Origin of the sequence: Curtobacterium sp. YR515, assembly GCF_900113095.1 — a bacterium.
GTDB lineage: Bacteria > Actinomycetota > Actinomycetes > Actinomycetales > Microbacteriaceae > Curtobacterium.
Map to the genome: position 1 here is coordinate 350,882 of NZ_FOOD01000001.1, position 22,747 is coordinate 373,628.

18 protein-coding genes and 1 tRNA gene are annotated in these 22,747 nt (G+C 71.2%); 8 read left to right on the forward strand and 11 right to left on the reverse strand.

Annotated elements, in window-relative coordinates; all coding sequences use genetic code 11:
* Positions 1-94 precede the first annotated feature (94 nt).
* From BM028_RS01665 to BM028_RS01680, 4 genes are all read left to right on the forward strand, one after another.
* Entirely contained in the window at positions 95-790 is a 696-nt protein-coding gene (locus BM028_RS01665; RefSeq protein ID WP_070416669.1) for a phosphocholine cytidylyltransferase family protein, read from the forward strand.
* Positions 791-834: 44 nt separating this feature from the next.
* Positions 835-1,659: an ABC transporter permease gene (locus BM028_RS01670; protein ID WP_070416670.1), complete on the forward strand. Its 825-nt coding sequence runs from the start codon at positions 835-837 to the stop codon at positions 1,657-1,659.
* A complete protein-coding gene (locus BM028_RS01675; RefSeq protein ID WP_070416671.1) occupies positions 1,659-2,429 on the forward strand; it encodes an ABC transporter ATP-binding protein in 771 nt (256 codons plus the stop codon). The genes BM028_RS01670 and BM028_RS01675 overlap by 1 nt, the downstream gene beginning before the upstream one ends.
* 109 nt (positions 2,430-2,538) lie before the next feature.
* Positions 2,539-2,841, forward strand: coding sequence for a hypothetical protein (locus BM028_RS01680; protein WP_092384168.1), 303 nt, complete (start codon positions 2,539-2,541; stop codon positions 2,839-2,841).
* Positions 2,842-2,887: 46 nt separating this feature from the next.
* On the opposite strand, the gene BM028_RS01685 is transcribed toward BM028_RS01680, so the two are convergent.
* From BM028_RS01685 to BM028_RS18680, 5 genes are all read right to left on the reverse strand, one after another.
* The gene (locus tag BM028_RS01685) at positions 2,888-4,120 is read right to left on the reverse strand and encodes a CDP-glycerol glycerophosphotransferase family protein (protein ID WP_092384170.1); all 1,233 of its coding nucleotides are present in this window, start codon (positions 4,118-4,120) and stop codon (positions 2,888-2,890) included.
* Positions 4,121-4,162: 42 nt separating this feature from the next.
* On the reverse strand, positions 4,163-5,071 hold the full coding sequence (locus tag BM028_RS01690) for a glycosyltransferase family 2 protein (RefSeq protein WP_092384172.1): 909 nt from the start codon (positions 5,069-5,071) through the stop codon (positions 4,163-4,165).
* Positions 5,068-5,886: a CDP-alcohol phosphatidyltransferase family protein gene (locus BM028_RS01695; RefSeq protein WP_071294999.1), complete on the reverse strand. Its 819-nt coding sequence runs from the start codon at positions 5,884-5,886 to the stop codon at positions 5,068-5,070. The genes BM028_RS01690 and BM028_RS01695 overlap by 4 nt, the downstream gene beginning before the upstream one ends.
* Before the next feature lie 9 nt (positions 5,887-5,895).
* Positions 5,896-6,939: a glycosyltransferase family 2 protein gene (locus BM028_RS01700; RefSeq protein ID WP_092384174.1), complete on the reverse strand. Its 1,044-nt coding sequence runs from the start codon at positions 6,937-6,939 to the stop codon at positions 5,896-5,898.
* Between the two features lie 169 nt (positions 6,940-7,108).
* Positions 7,109-9,160 carry a S1C family serine protease gene (locus tag BM028_RS18680; protein ID WP_139219723.1) on the reverse strand — a complete coding sequence of 684 codons (2,052 nt, stop codon included), beginning with the start codon at positions 9,158-9,160 and terminating at the stop codon, positions 7,109-7,111.
* A gap of 192 nt (positions 9,161-9,352) precedes the next feature.
* On the opposite strand from BM028_RS18680, the gene BM028_RS01710 reads away from it, so the two are divergent.
* Complete coding sequence (locus tag BM028_RS01710) at positions 9,353-10,555, forward strand: aminotransferase class I/II-fold pyridoxal phosphate-dependent enzyme (RefSeq protein ID WP_092384176.1); 1,203 nt, start codon at positions 9,353-9,355, stop codon at positions 10,553-10,555.
* 550 nt (positions 10,556-11,105) lie between these two features.
* Here the strand turns inward: BM028_RS01710 and BM028_RS01715 are convergent.
* The 4 genes from BM028_RS01715 to BM028_RS01730 form a co-directional block, all read right to left on the reverse strand.
* A complete protein-coding gene (locus BM028_RS01715) occupies positions 11,106-11,921 on the reverse strand; it encodes a carbon-nitrogen hydrolase family protein (RefSeq protein ID WP_092384178.1) in 816 nt (271 codons plus the stop codon).
* 165 nt (positions 11,922-12,086) lie between these two features.
* A tRNA-Met gene (locus BM028_RS01720) sits at positions 12,087-12,163 on the reverse strand.
* Between the two features lie 64 nt (positions 12,164-12,227).
* Positions 12,228-15,215, reverse strand: coding sequence for a UPF0182 family membrane protein (locus tag BM028_RS01725; protein ID WP_175473631.1), 2,988 nt, complete (start codon positions 15,213-15,215; stop codon positions 12,228-12,230).
* A gap of 240 nt (positions 15,216-15,455) precedes the next feature.
* Entirely contained in the window at positions 15,456-16,565 is a 1,110-nt protein-coding gene (locus tag BM028_RS01730; RefSeq protein ID WP_229085201.1) for a YlbL family protein, read from the reverse strand.
* 106 nt (positions 16,566-16,671) lie between these two features.
* Here BM028_RS01730 and BM028_RS01735 point away from each other — a divergent pair, with 106 nt between their 5' ends.
* Together BM028_RS01735 and BM028_RS01740 are read left to right on the forward strand one after the other, a co-directional pair.
* Positions 16,672-18,048: a zinc-dependent metalloprotease gene (locus BM028_RS01735; protein WP_070416680.1), complete on the forward strand. Its 1,377-nt coding sequence runs from the start codon at positions 16,672-16,674 to the stop codon at positions 18,046-18,048.
* Between the two features lie 59 nt (positions 18,049-18,107).
* Positions 18,108-18,965: a hypothetical protein gene (locus tag BM028_RS01740; RefSeq protein ID WP_092384182.1), complete on the forward strand. Its 858-nt coding sequence runs from the start codon at positions 18,108-18,110 to the stop codon at positions 18,963-18,965.
* Here the strand turns inward: BM028_RS01740 and BM028_RS01745 are convergent.
* Entirely contained in the window at positions 18,856-20,631 is a 1,776-nt protein-coding gene (locus tag BM028_RS01745; protein WP_092384184.1) for an ATP-dependent helicase, read from the reverse strand. The two genes, BM028_RS01740 and BM028_RS01745, sit on opposite strands and share 110 nt — an antisense overlap.
* Positions 20,628-21,563 carry an NAD(+) diphosphatase gene (gene nudC / locus BM028_RS01750; protein WP_092384186.1) on the reverse strand — a complete coding sequence of 312 codons (936 nt, stop codon included), beginning with the start codon at positions 21,561-21,563 and terminating at the stop codon, positions 20,628-20,630. Before nudC ends, BM028_RS01745 begins: the two co-directional genes overlap by 4 nt.
* 108 nt (positions 21,564-21,671) lie before the next feature.
* On the opposite strand from nudC, the gene BM028_RS01755 reads away from it, so the two are divergent.
* Positions 21,672-22,670, forward strand: a complete 999-nt coding sequence (locus tag BM028_RS01755) for a phosphotransferase (protein ID WP_070416684.1) — start codon at positions 21,672-21,674, stop codon at positions 22,668-22,670.
* Positions 22,671-22,747 lie beyond the last annotated feature (77 nt).

Consider the following 22,747-nt stretch of genomic DNA (forward strand, 5'->3'; position numbering starts at 1 on the left):
CGGTCTTCCCGGGCAGATCGGATCTTCCGGGAGCACACTCGACGAGGCCCGCCCGTGCCCCAGGGCGCGCGGGCGGACACCGGAAGGGACCAGCATGACCACGCAGATCGTCATCCTCGCAGCGGGGATGGGCAGCCGCCTCGGGCGCAGCCTGCCGAAGCCGCTGACCGAACTGAGCGACGGCCGCACCATCATGCAGCAGCAGTTCGACAACATCCGTGCGGCGTTCGGTTCGAGCGCACGCGTCACGATCGTCGTCGGCTACAAGTCGGAGTACATCGTCGAGGCCTTCCCCGAGGCGAACTTCGTCTACAACGAGTCCTACGACTCCACGAACACCTCGAAGAGCCTGCTCCGCGCCCTCAAGGCGACGGGCAAGGGCGGTGTGCTCTGGATGAACGGCGACGTCGTCTTCGACCCGCGTGCCCTGGTGCGTGCGGCCGACATGATCGACGAGGACCGCTCGTTCGTCAGCGTCAACACCGACAAGGTCTCCGACGAAGAGGTCAAGTACACCGTCGACGCCGAGGGCTTCATCCACAAGCTGTCGAAGCAGGTCGTCGGTGGCCTCGGCGAAGCCGTCGGCATCAACTACGTGTCCTCGAAGGACAAGCAGGCGCTCATCCGCCAGCTCGGTCGCGTCGACGACCAGGAGTACTTCGAGGGCGGCATCGAGGCTGCCATCGCTGAGGACGGGCTACTCTGGAGCCCGATCGACATCTCCGACCTCTACGCGGTCGAGATCGACTTCGCCGAGGACCTCGAGCGCGCGAACAACCTGTTCGCCTGAACCAGCGTCAAGACCCCCTCGGCGGTTCCGCCCGAAGGGAAACCGTGACCACAGCGAGTGCGCCGACCGCGCCCGCGGCTGCCGCACCAGCGGCGTCCCGGAGCGCCGGTCGGCGCTATCGTCATGCCCTCTGGCTGCTGACGATCCGAGACCTCCGCGTCCGCTACTCGACCTCGGCGCTCGGCTACTTCTGGTCGATCCTCGACCCGCTCGTGATGTCGGCGATCTACTGGTTCGTCTTCACACAGGTGTTCCACCGCGGGTCGGTCGGCGAAGAGCCGTACATCGTGTTCCTGCTGTCGGCGCTGTTGCCGTGGATGTGGTTCACCGGTGCCGTCTCGGACTCCACGCGGGCGTTCATCAAGGAGACCAAGCTCATCCGGTCGACGACGATCCCGCGCAGCATCTGGGTCGCCCGGGTCACGGCGTCGAAGGGCATCGAGTTCCTCCTCAGCCTGCCGGTCCTCGCCGTGTTCGCGATCGCGACGGGGGCGCACTGGCACTGGGAGATCGCGCTCTACCCGCTCGCGATCGTGCTGCAGTGCGCGCTCGTGTACGGGCTCGGCCTGATCGTCGCGCCGCTCGTGGTCTTCTTCCGTGACCTCGAGCGTGCGGTGAAGCTCGTGCTCCGGTTCCTCTTCTACGCATCGCCGATCATCTACGGCACGTCGGCACTGCCCGACAAGCTGCACGACCTCGCGGCCTTCAACCCGCTCAGCGGCATCTTCGGCATCTACCGCGCGGCGTTCTTCCCGTCGCAGCTGAACTGGTTCGAGGTCGGGGTCTCCGTCGTCGTCACCGTCGTCGTCCTCGCGATCGGACTCGTCGTGTTCCGCCGCAGCGAGCACCGCGTCCTGAAGGAGCTGTGATGACCGCCACCGAGCAGACCAGCCGCAGCGCGACGGTCGCCCCCGTGATCTCCGTCCGCGACGCCGGCATCCGGTTCAAGCGCAACCGTCGGGCGAGCCGGAGCTTCAAGGACCTCTTCGCCGGCAGCAACCGCCGCAAGCGCGCGGACGAGTTCTGGGCGCTCCGGGGTGTGTCGTTCGACGTCCGCCCGGGTGAGGCGATCGGGGTCGTCGGCCGCAACGGTCAGGGCAAGTCGACGCTGCTGAAGCTCGTGGCCCAGGTCATGCTCCCCGACGAGGGACGCATCCACGTCGGCGCCGGGGTCGCACCCCTGATCGAGATCACCGGTGGCTTCGTCGGAGACCTCTCGGTCCGCGACAACGTCTACCTCACGGCGGGACTGCACGGCATGTCCCGGGCGGAGATCCGCGACGCCTTCGACGAGATCATCGAGTTCGCCGAGATCGGTGACTTCGTCGACACCCCGTACAAGCACCTGTCGAGCGGCATGAAGGTGCGCATCGCGTTCGCGGTCATCTCGCGCCTCGACGAACCGGTGATCCTGGTGGACGAGGTCCTGGCGGTCGGCGACAAGGGGTTCCGCGAGAAGTGCTACAAGCGGATCGAGGAGCTCCTCGCCGGCGGCCGCACGCTGTTCTTCGTCTCGCACAGCGACAAGGACCTCCGCCGCTTCTGCGAGCGTGGGCTGTACCTCGACAAGGGTCGCCTGCAGCTCGACGGCACGATCGAGGAAGCTCTGCAGCGGTACTCGTCCGACTACGCCGTCTGACCACCGATCCCCGTCCACAACCAGGGCCCCCAGGGCCGCTCTCCACAGCCGCCCCTCCCCCGAGCCGAACCGGCCCCCGGACGTCAGACCCTCACCCTACGGTGACGGCATGCACCACCCGACACCGGCCTACCCCGTCCCGTTCTCGATCGACCGTTCCCGTGCTCCGCGCCGCTACGACCTGCTGAACACCGGCGACGAACCCGTCGACGGCATCACGCTCACCCACCTCGGCAGCGGCTACTGCCCGCCGCTCGCCGTGCACCGGCTCGAACCGGGTCGGTCGCTCTCGATCGCCGTGTTCGGCGCCACCGCCGACGACACGGGCGTGGTGATCGTCCGCTGGCGTCGACCGGACCGCTCCGAGTACCTCTGGCGGATGTCCCTCGTGGGTGACGCCCGTGCTGCCTGACCGTCCTCGTCGTGCCACCGCCGTCCGGTGGGTCCGGGTCGGTCCCTCAGCCCTCGCCGCGCGCTGCCGCGACGGTCTGCCAACGAGCGAGCAGCCGTTCGACCGCGTCGTGCAGCCGCTTCGTCGCCGCACCCGGCGTCGTGTCCCCGAAGTACCGCTCGACCCAGTGCTGCAGCTTCGCGAGCTCGGCGGCGTCGTTCGCCGCGGCGTCGACCCGCGCGACGACGTCCTGCGCATCGGCCGCCGTCAACCAGTTGGCGTCGCTCAGGTACCCGCGCTCGTCGACGTCCGCCTCGGGCGCGACCGGCCGGGTCACGATGAGCGGCTTGCCCACGGCGAGCCGGTCGTAGATCATCGCGCTGATGTCCGTGATCGCCACGTCCGCTCCGGCGAGCTGCCATCCCAGCTCGGCACCGTCGTCGTACACGTGGTGGGCGCCCGGGTCGGCGGCGTTGGCGCTCGCGATGGCAGCGACGATCCGCTCGTGCGCCGCCTTGTACGCGGCGTCGCGCACACCGCTGCGGGGGTGCGGTCGGTAGACGAGCCGGTGCGTCGGCGACGCGAGCACCCGTTCGGCGATCGTGGTGCCGTGGCTCGCGATCGACCCGTAGGCGGCCGCTGCGCGGTCTCCCTCCCACGTCGGCGCGTAGAGCACGACCGTGCGGTCGTCGGCCGGGTACGGCGCGGCGCCGGCGAAGTGGTCGGCCTGCGGGCGACCGATCGAGATCGTCCGGGCATCCAGGTCGTAGTCCCACAGGGCGTCCGACAGCCGTCCACGAGCGGCGTCACCGGCGATCAGGGCGTAGTCGTACGCCTTGAACTGGTTCGTCGTCATGTACATCTTGTCGCTCTCGCCGTGGTTCACGAAGACGTGCCACATGCGCCCGTACCGCATCATCTGGAAGTTGCGGGCGTTCTGGTTGACGTAGAAGACGATCTTCGGGGCCTGCTGCTCGACGAACTGCTCGAGGTCGACGACCTGGCGCGCGTAGACCACGGGCACCGGAGACTCGTCGAGCAGGGTGAGCATGGTGCCGGGGCTCCGCGCGATGATCGCGACCGGGTGGGTCGCCGCGAGTTCGGCGAGGGGGGCGTACCACTGCCGCACCTGGTACATGTTCACGGGGCCGTCGGCGAAGTAGACGGCGATCTCCACGGTGCCCGGAGCAGGGGCCGCCACCGACGGCAGTCGGCGTGCGAGTTCACGACGGCTGCGTCGCGACTTGAGCAGGCGGTCGGCGAGCCGCAGGGCCGTGCGCGCGTCGCTGATGATCGGCATGGTCTCTCCTCCTGGGTCCGGGGACGGTTCGATGCGGGCGGGTCAGACGACGGGCGGACGGCCGGCGAGCGTCATGCGGCCGATCGTGAGCCAGCCCATCACGTGCACGGGGCCGCAGTCGCTCCGCCAGCCTTCGCGGACGCCACCGAACCAGGTGGCGAGCCGCTGCGGGTGTCGCCACCAGCGCGCGACCTGGATCGCGGCCCACGACCCGACGTACAGCGGTCGGAGCACCGCCGGCAGGTTGCGCCGAGCCAGCCAGACCCGGTTCCGGGCGTTCAGCCGGTAGTACTCGGTGTGGCGTGCCGGGTCGATCGCGGGGTGGTGCGCGACGAGGTCCCCGGCGTACCAGGTCCGTCGGCCGGCATCCCACACGCGCCACGCGAGCTCGATGCCCTCGTGCGCGTAGAAGTACTCCGCTCCCCAGCCGCCGGTCGCGCGGTACACGTCCATCGGCAGGACGACCGCCCCTTCCCACACCGAGAACACCGGCGACGAGTGGTCGGGCTCGCCCTTGCGGATCCGCGGGATCCACCGCGTCGGGTTCGCGGCACCGGTGGGGTCGACGACCCGGGGTTGCACGAGACCGAGCGACGGATCGCGCTCGAACAGGCCGATCGCGTCGCGCAGGAACGTCTCCGACGGCACCGAGGCGTCGTCGTCGAGGAAGAACACGTAGTCGCCGTCGACCACCTCGGCCCCGGCGTTCCGCCCGGCGGGGATGCCCACGTTCTCGGGCAGGCCCAGCGCTCGGACGCCCTCGGGCAGACCGGTCGGCTCCCAGCCGTTGCCGACGCACACCACGTCGAGGTCGACGTCCTGCTGCGCGAGCACGCTCTCGAGTCCACGACGCAGGTCGTCCGGGCGGGTCCCCTGCGACAGGCTCACCACGGCGACACGGGGCCGCTCGCGGTGCGGGACGGCGTGACGACGGAGCGTGCCCGGGGTCACCCGCGGACCCGCTTCGACGAGATGATCGCCACGAAGTGCCCGAACGTCGCCAGCACCGCCAGCGGCAGGAGCGCGCCCACCAGGATCCGGTCGGCCAGGGGATGACCGATCACGAGCGCCAGCAGCGCGAAGACGAACGCGAGGATGCTCAGCTCGACCGAGTGGTACAGGCGGTGGAACGGCAGGAACCGCGCGGCGCGACGCAGCGTCGCGAGCCGTCGTCCGGACGGGGCGGTGCCGGCGTCGCGACGGTCGACGAGCTTGTCGAGCCCGGCGTTCGCGCGTGCGACGTGCACCATGTCGTTGAGCGCCTTGTTGAGGACGATCACCAGCCCCAGCGCGCAACCGATCGTGGTCCACATCCAGTCCGCACCGTGGATCGGCCACGTGGCCGCACGGACGCCGAGTGCGATGGGGATGAGCCCCTCGGTCGTGTAGTGCCCGACCTTGTCGAGGAACACGCCGGCGGGCGACCGGGTCCCCCGCCACCGGGCGACCTCGCCGTCGCAGCAGTCGACGAGCATCTGCAGCTGCCCGAGCACGAGCGCGAGCGCCGCGCCCCAGATGCCCGGGATGAGCAGGGCGGCCGCGACGCTCCACCCGACGAGGATCATCAGGCCGGTCACCTGGTTCGCCGTCACGCGGGTCTTCAGCAGCACCCACGTCAGGTACGGCGAGACGTCCCGCAGGTACAGCGACGCCGTCCAGTGCTCGGCGTTCGCCCGCGACCGGACCTCGTCCGGTTGGGCGACGGCACGGAGTTCGGCGATCGAGGTGGGGCGGGCGTTCCCGCGGCCGGTCGTGTCATCGGTCAAGAGGTCAGGTCACCGTCCCGTGTGCGTGGTCAGCTCGGACGTCCGGGTCAGGAAGCCGATGATGAAGCCGAGTCCCCACCCGACGTGGATGCACGGCAGCACCACGACGAGCCAGAGGAGCGTCGGCAGCCCCGACCGCCGGGCGACCGCGACGGCCCCCAGCACGACGAAGACGATGTAGACGGCGGGCACCACGAAGCCGAGCAGCGCCCACGCCGCCCCCGTCCCGAGTGCGGCGCCGATGATCCCGACGATGCCGGCGACGATGCCGAGCGCCATCGCGGCGACCATGGCCGGGGGCACGAAGTAGCGCAGGCCGTTGTTGGCGGGGAACCGGCGGGCGAGCTCGCCGCGCCACAGCCCCGTGGCGACGAACTGCCGGACCAGACGCTTCAGGCTCGGCCGCGGGCGGTACGTGACGACGAGCTCCGGGGTGAACCACACCGTGCCACCGGTCTGCCGGAGCCGCCGGTTGAGCTCCCAGTCCTGGCCGCGCTTGATGCCCTCGTCGAACAGCCCGACCTCGAACAGTCGGTCACGCCGGAACACGCCGAGGTACGCCGTCTCGGCCGGACCGGCCTGGCCGCCGACGTGGTGCGGCGTGCCACCGAGCCCGACGCGGCTGCCGTACGCCAGCGCCACGGCGCGTTCGAACGGGGTCCGCCCCTCGGCGCGCATGATCCCGCCGACGTTGTCCGCGCCCGACTCCTGCAGCACGCGCACGGCGATCCGCGTGTAGTCCTGCGGCAGCACCGAGTGCGCGTCGACACGGACCACGACGGGGTGCACGGACGCGCGGATCGCCACGTTCAGCCCGGCGGGCGTGGAGCCGGCGGGGTTCTCGATCGCGCGGATCCGGGGGTCGGCCGCGCTCATCTCGGCGACGAGTTCGTTGGTGCCGTCGATCGACGGGCCGAGGGCGAGGATGACCTCGAACGGACCGGAGTAGTCCTGCTCGAGCAGACTCTGGACGGCTGCCCGGACCTCGGTGACCTCGTTGAGGACGGGCATCACGTACGAGACGCCCGGCAGGGGCTGTCCGTCTGTCTGCATCGGTACCTCGGGGTCCTCACCTGGGTGCACGGGACGCACCGCGGACGGTGCCGCCCCGCAAGAGCGACCCTGAGCCTATCAAGTCGCCGCGGGTCGTCGGGGCGACCGGCAGACGGACGGGAGGCGCGGTGCCAGCTGGCACCGCGCCTCCCGTCCGTCGCTGGTCGCGTCAGCCCTTGTAGGTGCCGAGCGTGACGTCCGCCTCGCGCGTCTCACCGCCGCGGATGAAGGTGATCGTGGTCTTCGCGCCACCGGCGAAGTACCGCACCTGTGCCGTGAGGTCGGTCGCGTCGGACACCGTCGCCGAGCCGATCTTCGTGACGACGTCGCCCTTCTGCAGGCCGGCCTTGGCCGCCGCGCCACCGGACGACACCGACTTGATGAGGCCGCCCATCTGCGTGGCGTTCGCGTCCTCGGCGGCGTCGCCCACGGTCGCACCGAGCAGCCCGTGCGTGGCCGAGCCGTTGTCCTTGATCTCGTTCGCGACCCGCTTGACGAGGTTCGACGGGATCGAGAAGCCGACGCCGATGCTGCCGGACTGGCTCGACGACGAGTCGGACGAGCTGCCCGCGCTCGCGATGGCCACGTTGATGCCGATGAGCTTGCCCTTGGAGTCGAGCAGCGCACCACCCGAGTTGCCGGGGTTGATCGACGCGTCGGTCTGGATGACCGGCAGCGAGACGGTGCTGTTCGTCGACGAGTCGCTGCCGTTGCCGCCGTTGCCCCAGAAGTCGAAGGGACCGCCGCTCGAGCCGTTCCCGCCCTCGTTCGAGTCGCCGCCCTCGGTGGGAGCGCTCGAGGTGACCTGGATGCTGCGGCTCAGGGTCGAGACGATTCCGTCCGTCACCGTGTTCGACAGGCCGAGCGGTGCACCGATCGCAACCGCGGTGTCGCCGACGTTGAGGTCGGACGAGTCCGCGAAGCTGATCGGCTTCATGTCGGTCGCGTCGATCTTGATGACCGCGAGATCGACCGTCGGGTCCGTGCCGACGAGCTTCGCCGGGTAGATCTTGCCGTCCGACGTCGTCACCGTGATCGTCCCGTTGGAGCTGTCGCCGTCGAGCGTCACCACGTGGGTGTTCGTGACGATGTAGCCGTCCTTGCTGAAGACGACGCCGGAGCCGGTGCCGGCCTCGCTGCTCGACGAGACGTTGATCGTGACGACCGAGGGGGTCGCCTGCGCGGCCACCGCGGTGACGACCGTGGCGTTGTTGTAGTCGTTGACGGTGAGGTTGCCGCCGCCCTGCGCGCTCGAGGACCCGACGACGTTGCTGCCGCCCTGCGTGTTGGACGCGGCGAGCCAGCCGGCGCCGCCGCCGACGAGGCCGGCGATGACGACGCCGGCGATGATCGGGAGGGCGAGGCGGCCGCGACCGGTGCCGGTGCGGCGGCCGCGGGCTGCGGCTCCGGCGCCCGCTGCTCCGGCTCCTGCGGCTCCGGCTCCTGCTGCTCCGGCGGCTCCGGTGTCGAAGTAGTGGCCGTTGCGCTGGTTCGAGCCGTCGACGTCGCCGAATGCGCTCGTGGGGGCCTGGGCGGACGGGGCTCCGGCGTACTCGGAGGCCGATGCCGGCGCCGAGGTCGGCGGGGCGTACTCGCCGTAGCGGGGCTGCTGGCCGTATTGCGCCTGCTGTCCGTACTGCGACTGGCCGTACTGCTGCCCGTACTGCTGCTGGCCGTACTGGGACTGGCCGTACTGCTGCTGGTCCTGGCCGTACTGCGACTGGCCGTACTGCTGCTGGCCGTACTGGGACTGCTGCGCGTGGTCGGTGCCGTACGGGGTGCCGTGCGCGCCGTACCCGGCCGGCGCCTGGCCGTACTGGCTCGTCTGGCCGTACTGGTTGGTCTGGCCGTTCTGGTCCGGCTGGCCGTACTGGCTCGTCTGACCGTACTGGCTCGTCTGGCCGTACTGGCTCGTCTGGCCGGTGTCGGAGTCGTGCTGGGACAGCGTCGGGTACGGCGCCGTGTACCGGTCGGTCGGGTGGTCGTTCGAGGCCGCGATGACATCGGTGTCGCTCGCGGGAGCGATCACGTCGGTGTGGTCCGCGGAACCGTCGTTCGGCGAACGGTCGCTCGTCGGAGCATCGCTGCTCGGAGCGTCGTCGCGGAACGCGTGGTCGAAGTGCTCGGAGTCGTTCGGCGAAGCGTCCTCGGATGCGGCCTTCGCGGCCGCGTCGTCCGGACGGATGTCGTCGCCCTGCCCGTTGGGCGTGGTGTCGGTCATGCTGGACGTGCTCCTTTCAAGCTCGTGCAGTCTGTCGCACCCACCTGAGCGGTGCTCCTGGTGACGCTGCAAGCGACCTATGGCGATCTTATGCGTGGGCTGTGCGGCCGTTCCCGAGATGCCCTCGGCCCGGCCGCTAGGTTGGGGTCCGTTCAGCGCCGCGAGTGCGGTCGACACCTCGGAGGGAACCACATGCGTCACGCAGGACCCTGGTTGCGAGCAGCAGAGGGAGCGATGCTCCTCGGCCCGGACGGCGTCCCCGCGCCGACGGTGTTCGCCGAGATGAGTACGCTCGCGGCGGCCACGGGCGCGGTCAACCTCGGGCAGGGCTTCCCGGACGAGGACGGTCCCGCCGAGGTCCTCGAGGCAGCGGTCGCAGCCATCCGCGACGGCGTCAACCAGTACCCGCCCGGACGCGGGACCCCGGACCTCCGGGCGGCCATCAGCGAGCACCAGGCTCGGTGGTACGGCCTCGAGGTCGATCCCGACCGCCAGGTGCTCGTCACCGCCGGCGCGACCGAGGCCCTGGCCGCGACGCTCCTCGCCCTGGTGGAGCCGGGGGACGAGGTCATCACCTTCGAACCGTTCTACGACGCGTACGGTGCGCTCATCGGTCTCGCCGGCGGCACCCAAGTGACGGTGCCGTTGCGGGCGCCCGACTTCCTCCCGGACGAGGACGCCCTCCGCGCCGCGTTCTCCGACCGGACCCGTGCGGTGCTCGTGAACACCCCGCACAACCCGACCGGCCGTGTCCTCCCGACGGAGGTGCTCACCACGATCGTCGAACTGGCCACGAAGTACGACGCCGTGATCGTCACCGACGAGGTGTACGAGCACCTGACCTTCGACGTCCCGCACGTCCCGATCGCCACCCTGCCCGGTGCCGCCGATCGCACCGTGACCATCTCGAGCGCTGGGAAGACCTTCAGCACCACCGGATGGAAGATCGGCTGGCTCACGGCGGCGCCGGCGCTCGTCGACGCGATCACCACCGTGAAGCAGTTCCTGACGTTCGTGAACGGCGCGCCCTTCCAGCCCGCGGTGGCGACCGGACTCCGGCTGCCGGACAGCGTGTTCGCCGGCATCGTCGCCGAGCTGTCCGCCAAGCACGACCTCCTCGCCGCGGGACTCCGAGCGGCCGGCTTCGAGGTGATGCGCCCGGACGGCGGGTACTTCGTCATCGCCGACACGGCCGCACTCGGGTACGAGGACGCCCGGGCGTTCTGCCTGCAGCTCCCCGAGCTCGCCGGGGTGGTCGGTGTCCCGGTCTCGGCGTTCGTCCGACCCGATCATGCCGACGGCTACCGGTCACTCGTGCGGTTCGCCTTCTGCAAGCGGCGCTCGGTGCTCGAGGACGCCGCCGCTCGGCTCGCCGGTCTCGCCCTGCGCGGCTGACTCCCCCGCGGGCGGGCGGGCGGACCGGACCCGCCCGCCCGCCACCGCGAGCGGGCGGTATCAACCCGACCCGCGCCTCCAGGCCCACGTATTACGCCCGCTCGGCACCGGCGCGACCGCGGCGCCACCGCGAGCGGGCGGAACAGTGCCCGTCCGCGCCTGCCGGGCGGCGCATTTCGCCCGCTCGGCACGAGCACCGCCGCGCCCCAACGCGAGCGGGCGGAATCGACGCTGCTCGCGCCTCCAGGCCCGCACATTTCGCCCGCTCGGCACGGGCGCCACTGCGCCCCACCACGAGAGGGCGGAGTCGACGCTGCTCGCGCTTCCGTGCCCACGCATTTCGCCCGCTCGCCGCGAGCGCCACCGCGCCCTAAAGCGAGCGGGCGGAATCGACACCGGTCGCGCGTGCCGAGCGGCACGTTTCGCCCGCTCGGCACCAGCGCCAGGGCGAGTGGGCGGAATGGGATCCGCTCGCGCCTCCAGAGCGGCGTATTTCGCCCGCTCGCGGGGGCGCACACGCGCACGCCTCCTCGGCGCACCGCCGCGCGGGTCAGGGGCGGGGCGTGACCTCGTAGCGGCGGAGCGCCAGCGACGGGTTCGTGCGGCGCACGGCGTCCGTCACGGCGGTGTCGATCCCCGCGACGAGCATCCCCGGGACCGCCCCGGCAGCGGCGACCGCGACGCCCGAGGGGTCGAGGACGACCGAGCCCCCGATGCCGATCGGCGGCGTCTGTCCCACCCCGACCACCCACACGGTGTTCTCGACGGCACGGGCGGTGAGCAGCGTCCTCCAGTGGTGCTCCTTGCCGGGGCCTCGGACCCACTCGGCGGGCAGGACCACGACGTCGGCGGCGCCGTGTTCGGGTGCGGCGAGGCGCCGGGTGACCTCGGGGAACCGCAGGTCGTAGCAGGTCTCGAGGCCGACGCGCAGCCCGCCGAGCTCGAACACCGGCAGCTGTTCGGGGTCGCCGGACTCGATGTGGTCCGACTCCTTCGAGCCGAACGCGTCGTAGAGGTGCACCTTCCGGTACGTCGCAGCGATCGACCCGTCGGGCAGGACCGCGACGAGGGTGTTCCGGAAGCGGTCCGGGACGTCAGCAGCTTCGGCGACGCCGACGACGAGGGCGATGCCGACCTCGCGGGCGACGGCCTGCAGCCCGGTGACGAACGGACCGTCGAGCGGTTGGGCGGCGGCCACGAACCGGTCGTCGATCTCGGCGGTGAAGTACGAGGTGTACTCCGGCGTGACGAGGAGGTCGGCATGTCGGGCGGCGGCGTCGACTGCCGCGGCGCGGACGGTCTCGAGGTTCGCGACGGGGTCGTCCACGGGTGCGAACTGTGCCGCGGCGACGGTGAGGGTGCCCATCCGCCGAGCGTACCGGGCGGCCCGAGACTCGGCTCCGCGGACGTTCCTCGCGCAGCGCAGGCGCGAAACTGTCCGCCCGGCCGAGACTCGGTGCCGCCACCCGCACACGCGCCGCACACGACGAAGGCCCCGGTCCGACTGGACCGGGGCCTTCTCTGTGACGCTTGGTTGCGGGGGCAGGATTTGAACCTACGACCTCTGGGTTATGAGCCCAGCGAGCTACCGAACTGCTCCACCCCGCGGCACGTTGAACAGCCTACACGGGGCCGTGGCGGGGCACAAATCGAGTGCCCCGCCACGGTGTGTCTAGTTCCCGCCCTCGGCCTCGGTGGCGGCCTGGATCGCGTCCTGCAGCCGCTGGTCGGCCTCGGCAGCGGCGACCAGGTCGTTGTCCGCGTAGGCGTCCTGGCGGTCCTGCAGCGCCTGCTTGGCGTCGTTCAGGGCCTTCTGCAGCGCCGCGTTGTCGACCGTGCCGGAGCCGGACGAGCCCGAGGACGCACCGGAGTCGGAACCCGACGAACCGGAGTCCGACGAACCCGAGTCGGAACCCGACGACGCACCCGAGTCACCCGAGCCACCCGACGCACCGGAGTCACCGGCCGACGCACCCGAGTCGCCACCGAAGAGGCTGTTGAGCGCCTCGTCGAGGGTGTCCTCGAACGCGATCTTGTCGCCGAACGCCACGAGCACCTTCTGCAGCAGCGGGTACGAGCCGCTCGACGTCGACTGCACGTACACGGGCTGCACGTAGAGGAAGCCGCCACCCACCGGGAGCGTGAGCAGGTTGCCCTGCTTCACGGTCGAGTTCCCGCGCTTCAGGATGTTCAGCTCCTGCGAGACGGTCGAGTCACCGTTGAAGAGGCTCTGCACCTGACCGGGCCCGGGGATGTTGTCCGTCTTCGGCATCGTCAACAGCGTGAGCTTGCCGTAGCCGGACCCCTTCTTGCCCTTCCCCGCGCCTCCGGCATCGGAGTCCACGGCGAGGTACCCGGTCAGCACGTTCCGGTTGTTCGCCCCGGCCGACTGCTGTGGGATGTAGGTCGTGTACAGCGTGTACGCGGTCCCCTGCCCCGGCACCTTCATCGTGAGGTAGTACGGGTCCTGCAGGTTGCCCTTGGCCGTCGTCGTGGTGGTCGCCCCGAGCGCATTCGTGCCCGAGTTGGTCGTGGTCGACGCGTCCGAGGTGTCGGTGTCGTTCGTCCCCGAGGTCGGTTCCTGCGGCACGTTCCAGGCGTCGTCACCCGAGTAGAACGAGTTCGCGTTCGTGACGTGGTAGGTGCCGAGGATCGACCGCTGCACCTTGAACAGGTCGGTCGGGTACCGCACGTGGTCGAGCAGCTCCGCGCTCATGCTCGACACGGGCTTCGTCGCCGTCGGGAAGATCTTCTGCCACGTCTTGAGCACCGGGTCCTTGGTGTCCCAGGCGTAGAGCGTCACCTTGCCCGTGTACGCGTCGACCGTGGCCTTCACCGAGTTCCGGATGTAGTTGACCTGGTCGGTCCGGTACGCCGAGCTCTCGGCACCCGCGATCGTGTCGGAGAGGCTCTGGCTCTGCGAGTACGGGTACGCGTCGCTCGTCGTGTAGCCGTCGACGACCCACTGGATGCGGTGGTCGACGATCGCCGGGTACGCGTCGTTGTCGAGGGTCAGGTACGGCGCGACCTTCTGCACGCGCGTGATCGGGTCGCGGTCGTAGAGGATCTGCGAGTCCTGGTTCACGGCGTTCGACAGCAGGATCTGCTCGGACTGGAACTTCGCGGCGTAGACCAGCCGGTTGAAGAAGTTGCCGATGCTCGGGCCACCGTCGCCGGCGTACGTCGTCGTGGCGTTGCCGCCGCTGTCGTCGTTCTCGTCCGAGCCGGACGGGTAGTCGAGCTCGACGTTCTTCGAGCCCTTCGGCGCACCGACGATCGAGTACGCCGGCGAGGTCTCGCCGAAGTACACGCGCTGCTGGAAGTCGCCGAGGGCACCGTTGGACGGGATCCCCGACTCGAGGAACACCGGCTTGCCGTCGCTGGCGCGCTGGTTGCCGTACGCCGCCGTCACGCCGTAGCCGTGCGTGTAGACGAAGGCACGGTTGTACGGGGTGTTCGCCTGCGCGCTGAGGCCGTCGAGGTCGATGTCGCGCACCGCGATGACGGTGTCCTCGGTCTCGCCCTTGACGTCGTAGCGGTCGACGTCGAGCTCCTTCGGGAACTGGTAGTACTGCCGGTACTGCTGCAGCTGGCTGAAGGTGTCCGAGACGATCTTCGGGTCGATCAGGCGGATGTTCGCCGTCGTCTGGGCGTCCTGCGCGAGGGCGCCGGAGCTCGCCTCGGTCGTCGCGTCGTAGTTCTGCTCCTGGACGCCCGCGACACCGTAGGCGTCACGGGTCGCCTTGATGTTCCGCTCGATGTACGCGGACTCGAACGTCCGCTCCGAGGGCTTCACCTGCAGCCGCTGGACGATCCAGGGGTAGATGCCGCCGATGACGATCGCCGCGACGAGCAGCAGCCCGGTGCCGACGATCGAGATGCGCCAGCGGCCGATGACCGCGGTCACGATGAAGAGGATCGCCACGATCGCCGCGATGCCCGCCATGATCTCGCGGCCCGGGATGACGGCGTTCACCTCGGTGTACTGCGCACCGGTGATGAGCGAGTTCGACTTCGTCAGCGCGGCGTACTGGTCGAGCCAGAGGCTCACGGCCTGCAGCGCGACGTAGACGGCGGCGGTGATCGCGAGCTGGATGCGCGCGGCCTTCGAGATCCGGACCTCGCGCCCGCCGAAGCGCATCGCGCCGTACAGGTAGCACGCGGCGAGCGCGGCCAGCCCGGCGATGAGCACCACGGCCGACGAGTACGCCACGATCGCGCGCCAGAACGGCAGTTCGAACACGTAGAAGCCGATGTCGAGCCCGAACTGCGGGTCGGTCTTGCCGAACGGCGTCCGGTTGAAGTATTCGAGCACCATGGTCCACCGGCCGGCGGTCGACAGCCCGGCGAAGATGCCGAGCACGACCGGGATCCCGATCATGACGGCACGGCGCAGCGGCTCGATGACCTGCTGGTAGCGGTCGAGCTGGGAGTTGAGCTTCGCGTAGACCGGCCGGAACCGGAACGCGATCGCGATGCTCGCGTAGACGGGCACCGCCATCCCGAGGAACCCGGCGAGGAACATCAGGGTCCCGGCGATCCACCGCGTGGTCAGGACCTGCTGGAAGCCGAGCTGCGCGAACCACGCGTAGTCGGTGTACAGGCTCGCGAAGATGAAGAAGGCGATCACCAGTGCGGCCAGCACGATGATCGTGACCACGATCGGGACCCGCGGCGAACGCCGCCCCGAGGTGGACGAGGTTGTCGTCACTTGATGTGCTCCAGACGTGTCGAACCGGCGGGCCCGGCGCGGCGGGCCGTCAGTGCATCGATCCTATGTGGCGCGAGCACCCCTGAAACTGTACGGAGACTCAGGATGGTGGGTCGCGCCTCCTGGAACACGGTTCGGGAGGCACGGATCGCGACGGCCGCGGACGTCGCCCGGAGCGCGTGGCCGGGTCTACGACGTGCAGCGCGCGAGCTTCGCGGTGCTCTTCCCGGAGGCGATCGTCTGCAGGTCGGTGACCGCCTGGTCGAGCGTGGCGACCTTGTAGACGTCGAGTCCGTCCGGGACGTGGCCGACGACCTCGCCGCAGTTGTCGGCCGGCGCGAGGAAGACGGTCGCGCCGGCGTCCTTCGCGCCGTAGAGCTTCTGCCGGATGCCGCCGATCGCGCCGACCTCGCCGTCGGCGGTGATCGTGCCGGTGCCGGCGACGTGCTTGCCGCCGTTGAGCTTGCCCGGCGTGATCTCGTCGATGATCCCGAGGGCGAACATCATCCCGGCCGACGGGCCGCCGACGTCCTGGAGCTCGATGGAGACGCGGAAGGGGAAGTCGTACTGCTCGGTCACGCCCACGCCGATCAGGGCCGTGCCCTGCTCGCTCCGCGGCGTGAGCTCGACCGTCTTCTCGGCGCCGTCGCGTTCGACGACGACCGTCGCCGGACCCGAGGTGCCGTGCTTCGCGACCAGCTCACGGAGCGAGGTCGCGTCGGCGTTCTCGGTGAGCGAGGTCCCGTCGAAGGAGCGGATGACGTCGCCCTTCTCGATGACGCCGTCGGCTGCCGAGCCCTTCTGGACCGTGCCGACCTCGAGGTCGGTGGGCAGCTCGTACCCCTGCTGGATGAGGGCCGCGGCCACGGCGGACTGCTGCGACTGCTGCATGTCGGCGGTGTCCTGCTGGTTGACCTGGTCGGTGGTGACGCCCTCGGGGTAGATCGCGGACGCCGGGATGACCGCCTCGGACTTCGTGAAGAGCGCCCGGATGACGCTCGTCCAGGAGGGGCGGTTCGTGGCGTCGCCCTGGATGCCGACGGTGAGCATGTCGAGCGCGCCGGCGGTGGGGTAGGTCGGGTGGCCGTCGACCTGGATGAGCTTGACCTGCTTCGCGTCCTTGCCCGTGCCCTGCTCCTGGGTCCCGATGGTGTTGTACACCGGGCCGGGGACCTCGATCAGGTAGGGGCTCGGCAGCAGGCTGGCGAGGAGCCCGAGGACGACGGCACCGATCACGAACGCCCAGCCGACGGTCCGGGAACGGGGACGACGACGGGGCTCGGCGGCGAAGAGGGTCACGAGAACGTCCTTCCACGGGGGCTGTTCGCCCTCGGCGCAGCGGTTCGGGCGTTCCCACGGGGGCGTCCCAGGCGCGGCCCCGTGAGCAGCGATTAGCGTAGTCGTCATGCCTGATGAACCGCAGCCGGGGCCGGACGACGACTTCCAGGAGATGCTCCGGAAGCTCCTCTCCGGCGAGGGCCAGATCGACCCGTCGCAGCTCGCCGGTGCCGCCGGACTGCCGAACGACCCGGCCTTCGTCGCGAACCTGATGAGCCAGCTGCAGCGTGCCGCGCAGTCGGGCGGTGACGGCATCGACTTCTCCGTCGCGTCCGAGCGCGCCACCGCGATCGCACGTGAGGGCGGCCACCCGGTCGACCCCGCGACCTCGCAGGCGGCCGACCAGGCGTTCCAGGTCGCGGCGCTCTGGCTGGACGAGGCCACCTCGGTCGCCGAGCTCACCGCGACGCCGAGCCTCTACACGCGCGAACAGTGGGCGAAGGCGACGACGCCGGTGTGGGCGCAGATCGCCGAACCCGTGGCGCTGAGCATCTCGAACGCCCTGACCGAGGCGATCGAGCAGCGTGCCCCCGAGCAGCTCAAGGCGATGCTCGGCGACGTCTCGAAGGCGATGCGCGGCGTCGGCGGCGCACTGTTCGCGATCCAGCTCGGCCAGGTCGTCGGGCAGCTCTCGAAGGAGGTCGTGTCCGGCGGCGACGTCGGCGTGCCGCTCCTCGACGAGCAGGTCGCCGCACTCCTGCCGCAGAACGTGGCCGAGTTCGCCGAGGGGCTCGACGTCCCCGAGGACGAGGTCCGCATCTACCTGGCCGTCCGGGAACTCGCGCACGCACGGCTGTTCCGTTCGGCCCGCTGGCTCCGCCTGCACATCATCTCGTCGATCACCGACTACGCGCGGGGCATCCACATCCCGTTCGACCGCGTCGAGGAGCTCGCGTCCGAGATCGACCCGACGAACCAGGAGCAGCTCCGGGACGCCCTCGCGTCCGGTGCCCTGATCCCGCCGCGCACCGAGGAGCAGGAGGCCGCCCTCGCCCGCCTCGAGACGATGCTCGCGCTCGTCGAGGGCTGGGTCGACACCGTGACCGCCGCCGCCACCGAGCGTCTGCCGAAGTCCGGCGCGATCGCGGAGATGGTCCGTCGTCGCCGCGCTGCCGGCGGTCCGGCCGAGTCGGCGTTCGCCACCCTCGTCGGTCTCGAACTGCGTCCCCGACGCCTCCGCGAGGCAGCGGCGATGTGGCAGCGGGTCACCGACGAGCTCGGCACCGAGCAGCGCGACGCGCTCTGGTCGCACTTCGACGCGGTCCCGACCTCGGACGACATCGACGCGCCGGACGCCTTCGTGGCCCGGCTGCGCAACCCCGGCCGCTCCGCCGAGGACGACGAGTTCGACAAGGCGCTCGAGGACCTGCTCAACGACGCCACCGGTGACCGTCCGCGCGAGGACGAGTCCGGCAACGTCGACGAGGGCGACGCTCCGAAGTAGTTCTCCACAGATCCGCCGTCCCTGCCCCGCGAGGGCGCCTGGTCCGCCAGCGTTGGGGCATGGGCATCCGAATCGATCCGACCCTCGAGTTCGTCTGGCGCGACCCGACCACCGTCCAGCTCGGGGTCGATCCGCCGCGCGCCGTCGTACCGGTCCCGAGCACGGCCGAGGAACGGTTCCTGTGCGCACTCCGTCGCGAGACCGGCCGTGACGCACTCTCCGGGGTCGCCGCGGCGAGCGGGTGTCCGCCTGGTCTCGCCGCGCGTGTGCTCGGGGACGCCTCGCCCGCGGTCGTCGACGTCCTGCCCGAACCGCTGGCCCGGGTCGAGGTGCACGGCACCGGGACCCTGCCGGACGCGGTCGCCGAACTGCTCTCGGGCGAGGGCGTCACGGTCGCGCGCACGACCGCGCCACGTGGTGGACCGGTGACCGTCCCCGACCCGGATCCCCAGCTCGCCGTGGTGGTTGCCGACCACGTCGTCGACCCGGCGGTCCGCGCGGCCTGGACCCGGCGGGGCACCGCGCACCTGCCGGTCGTCGTCGGGGACGGACGCGTGCGCCTCGGGCCGTTCGTCGTCCCGGGTGCCGGGCCGTGCCTCCAGTGCGTCGAGTACGCGCACGTCGACGACGACCCGTGCTGGCCGGCCATCGCGGCGCAGGTGTGGGGCCGCCCCGCGGCACCGCTCTCGCCCTACCGGATCGCGGCGGTCGCGGCGGCGGCGACCCGGATGCTCCTCGAACGGCTGCCGTCACGCACCCAGCACCCCGGTCCGGACCAACTGGTCTTCGACCGCGACGACCTGTCGGTCAGTCGACTCCCGGTGACGTTCCATCCGCGCTGTTCGTGCCGAGCGCTGCCAGGAACCGACTCGCCATCCGGGCTCCCCCACGCGTGGAACCCTGTCGCGACCACGTGACCGTCACCGACCGGCGGGCACGGGTCAGCCCGACGTAGAAGAGCCGGCGTTCCTCGTCGACCTCGGCGTCGGTGGTGGCGTACGAGATCGGGAGCAGCCCCTCGGCCGCACCGATCACCACGACGTGCGGCCACTCCAGGCCCTTGGACGAGTGCAGCGTGGCGAGGGTCACGGCGTCCAGCTCCGGCTCGTGGTGCGTCGCGGCACGGTCCACCAGGTCCTGCGTGAACTGCTGCATCGTCGTGCCGGCGGGAGCGTCCTCGGCGAGGCCCATGATCGCCTGCAGCGCTTCCCACTGCTCGCGCACGGCGCCGGTGCCCTCCGGTGGCGTCGGCGTCCACCCGCTCACCTGCAGCACGAGGCCGACCCGCCGGGTGAGCTCGTCGTCGGTCTGCCGGACGGCCTCGCCCCGCATGTGGTGCACCGCGAGCTTCACCTCGGGGCGGTCGAAGAAGCGGGTGCCGCCCTGGACCCGGTACGGGATGCCCGCGCGTCCGAGCGCCGACTCGACCGCGGCGGCCTGGGCACCGAGGCGGTAGAGCACCGCGACGTCCCCGTAGGACGCGCCCGAGGCCGGGTCGGCGACCAGCGACGCGATGGTCCGGGCGACCGTCTGCGCCTCGTCGCCGTCGTGCACGCACGCCAGCACCTCGGGCCGTGGTCCGGGCTCGGTGTGCTGCGCGACGAGGTCGAGGGCGCCCGGTTGCCCGCGCATGAGCGCGTTCGCGGCGTGCACCACCTCGCGCGTGGAGCGGTAGTTCCGCTCGAGCCGCAGCACGGATCCGCGGGGGAACTCCGAGCCGAAGCCGAGCAGGTAGCGACTCGACGCCCCCGCGAACGAGTAGATCGTCTGGCTGGCGTCGCCGACGACGCAGACGTCGTCCCGGCCGCCGAGCCACGCGCGCAGCAGGTCGTGCTGCACGGGCGAGACGTCCTGGTACTCGTCCACGACGAAGAAGCGGTACTGCTGCCGGACGTACGACGCCACCCGGGGTTCGGACTCCACCATGCCGAGCGTCGCGAGCAGGACGTCCTCGAAGTCGAGTTGCCGCCGGTCGTCCTTGAGCTGCTCGTACGCGCGCATGAGGTCGAGGACCCGGCGCGGCGCGGTGTCGCGCGGCATGACCCGTTCGGCCGCCGCGGCCTCGTACTCGTCGTACGAGAGCATCTGGACCTTCCGCCACTCGACCTCGCCGGCCAGGTCACGGAGCGTCGGGGTGTCCACCCGCAGGCCGACCGTGTCCGCCGCGTGCGCGATCATCCGACCCTTGGACTCGACGATCTTCGGGGCGTGGCCGCCGACGGTGTCCGGCCAGAAGTAGCTGAGCTGCGCCATCGCCGCGGCGTGGAACGTGCGGGCCTGCACCGTGCCCGCCCCGAGGGAGCGCAGCCGCGACCGCAGTTCGCCGGCCGCCCGGGTGGTGAAGGTCAGGGCGAGGACGTGGTTCGGCGCGTAGGTGCCGGTGGCGACGCCGTAGGCGATGCGGTGCGTGATGGCGCGGGTCTTGCCGGTGCCGGCGCCGGCGAGGACGGCAACGGGACCGAGCAGGGTCCGGGCGACGGTGCGCTGTTCGGCGTCGAGGGCGGCGAGGAGCTCGTCCGGCGACGGCGGTCGGAGCGGCTCGGCCCCGGCCCCGGCCCCGGCCCCGGCGGCGGCGCTGCTCACGGCAGGTCCAGCGGCCCGCCGTACCACTCTTCGATGATGGCGCGGGCGATCGACGTCTTCCCCGGCAAGAGCAGGGTGTCGCCCGCACGCTCCCGGATCTCGTCGCGCGAGAACCACCGGACGTCGAGGATCTCCACGCCGTCCGGCCGGGCCGTCGTCGGGTCCCCGTCCACCGCACGGGCGCGGAAGCCGAGCATGAGCGACGCCGGGAAGGGCCACGGCTGCGAGCCGAGGTACTCGGGTTCCTCGACGCGGACGCCGGACTCCTCCCAGACCTCGCGCCGGACGGCGTCCTCGAGCGACTCCCCCGGCTCGACGAAGCCCGCGAGCAGCGAGTACCGGTCCGCGTCCCACGCCGCGTTCGACCCGAGGAGGATCCGGTCGTCGGCGTCGGTGACCCCGACGATGATCGCCGCGTCGGTGCGCGGGAAGTGCTCGTGTCCCTCGGGATCGCGGCGCACCCAGCCGCCGGTGACCACGTCGGTCGCGGACCCGGTGCGGGGCGAGAAGCCGTGCACGGCGTGCCAGTTCGCCATCGCCACGGCCTCGACCGCGAGGCCCTGGTCGCGCGGCGACAGCTCGGTCCCGAACATCCGCAGGCTCTCCCACGCGTCGTCGGCCGGTTCGATCCGGGCAGCGGTCTCGGCGTCGAGGAACGCGGCGACGAACCGGGTGCCGGCGGGCGCATCGGGGGCGTCGGACACGGCACGACCGAGGTACAGCGTCACCGCGTCGTCCGGCACGGCATCGGCGGAGACGAAGCGGAGGGTGCCGTCGGCGTTCCGCAGCATCTCGGAGCCGCGGACGGGCAGGTACCGGGTCGACGGGTCGTCCCGCAGCACCCGGTCGAGGTCGTCCGTCGTGCGGAACTCCGCGTCGCGGTCGAGGTCGTTGCGGGAGAGGGGCAGCCTCGCGGCGAACTCGACGGTCACGGCAGGGGGCTCCTCGGGTCGGATCGGGTCGGCGGTGCGGGAGCCCGGGCTGCCGCGGGCCAGCGTGGCGCACGCTCGACCACCGGCTGCGGACCTACCCTGAGGGGCATGGCGGGATCCCAGTTCACTCTAGCCGCGTTGGCGACCACGGCCGTCTCAGGCCTCGTCGTCACGGGCACGCGCACGCTCGGCTCGGCCGCGTCCGGGGACTACGAGTCGGCCGTCCTCCGCGACGCCGACGGCGCCTGGTCCGCGATCCGCCGCCCACGCAACCAGCGGGCCGAGGCCCGACAGTCCGCCGACCTCGTCGCGATCCGGGCGCTGAGCGCCGGGATCCGCACGCGCCTCCCGTTCGGCGTCGCCGAGTACCGCGGACAGGCGCCGATCGGCTCGACCCGCGCCATCGTCACCTCGTACCTGCCCGGGACGCACCCGAAGCTGCAGGCCCTCGTCGAACGACCGGAGCTCGCGACCAGCGTCGGCCGGGCGATCGCAGCGATCCACCAGCTGCCGACGAGCTTCGTCACCGACGCCGGGCTGCCGTCCCTCACCCCGTTCGAGGTCCTGCGCTCCGCCGTCTCCGTGATGGACCGCGCGGTCGCCACGAAGCTCGTCCCGGCGGCGCTCAAGGAGCGGTGGGAGGGCGCGGCACGCGACCAGCAGCTCTGGCAGTTCACGCCCACCGTCGTGCACGGGTCGCTCGGCACCGAGACGATCCTGGTCTCCGGTGACGACGTCTCCGGCGTCATCGACTGGGGCGAGCTGCGGCTCGGCGACCCGGCGAAGGACCTCGCGTGGGTGCTCGCCGGCCGCAAGGACGCGTTCGACACCGTCCTCAGCGCGTACGAGGCGAACGGCGGCGGGCGGGACCGGCAGCTCGCGCAGCGCGCGCGGGTGCACCACGAGCTCGAGACCGCGCAGTGGCTGCTGCACGGCGTGCAGGTGAAGAGCACCGAGGTCGTCGACGACGCGGTCGCGATGATGCACCGGCTGGTGGACGCGGTGCAGACGCCGAGCGCGGCACCGCTGCAGTCGGTCTCGCCGGAGACGATGGAGATCGGCGAGGTCGAGCAGCTGCTGTCGTCGACCGAGCGTCGGCACGGCTGACGCGCTCCGGCGCAGCTGACGCGCGTCGGCGCGGCTGACGCGTGTCGGCCCTGGAGGCGCGGCTCGTCCCCGCCCCG

What these genes read in the sequence shown, in the direction of transcription:
- BM028_RS01710 (WP_092384176.1), top strand. Translation starts at nt 9,353, where the DNA reads ATGCGTCACGCAGGACCCTGGTTGCGAGCAGCAGAGGGAGCGATGCTC.
- BM028_RS01680 (WP_092384168.1), top strand. Translation starts at nt 2,539, where the DNA reads ATGCACCACCCGACACCGGCCTACCCCGTCCCGTTCTCGATCGACCGT.
- BM028_RS01755 (WP_070416684.1), top strand. Translation starts at nt 21,672, where the DNA reads ATGGCGGGATCCCAGTTCACTCTAGCCGCGTTGGCGACCACGGCCGTC.
- BM028_RS01700 (WP_092384174.1), bottom strand. Translation starts at nt 6,939, where the DNA reads ATGCAGACAGACGGACAGCCCCTGCCGGGCGTCTCGTACGTGATGCCC.
- BM028_RS01735 (WP_070416680.1), top strand. Translation starts at nt 16,672, where the DNA reads ATGCCTGATGAACCGCAGCCGGGGCCGGACGACGACTTCCAGGAGATG.
- BM028_RS01715 (WP_092384178.1), bottom strand. Translation starts at nt 11,921, where the DNA reads ATGGGCACCCTCACCGTCGCCGCGGCACAGTTCGCACCCGTGGACGAC.
- BM028_RS01740 (WP_092384182.1), top strand. Translation starts at nt 18,108, where the DNA reads ATGGGCATCCGAATCGATCCGACCCTCGAGTTCGTCTGGCGCGACCCG.
- BM028_RS01675 (WP_070416671.1), top strand. Translation starts at nt 1,659, where the DNA reads ATGACCGCCACCGAGCAGACCAGCCGCAGCGCGACGGTCGCCCCCGTG.
- BM028_RS18680 (WP_139219723.1), bottom strand. Translation starts at nt 9,160, where the DNA reads ATGACCGACACCACGCCCAACGGGCAGGGCGACGACATCCGTCCGGAC.
- BM028_RS01685 (WP_092384170.1), bottom strand. Translation starts at nt 4,120, where the DNA reads ATGCCGATCATCAGCGACGCGCGCACGGCCCTGCGGCTCGCCGACCGC.
- BM028_RS01665 (WP_070416669.1), top strand. Translation starts at nt 95, where the DNA reads ATGACCACGCAGATCGTCATCCTCGCAGCGGGGATGGGCAGCCGCCTC.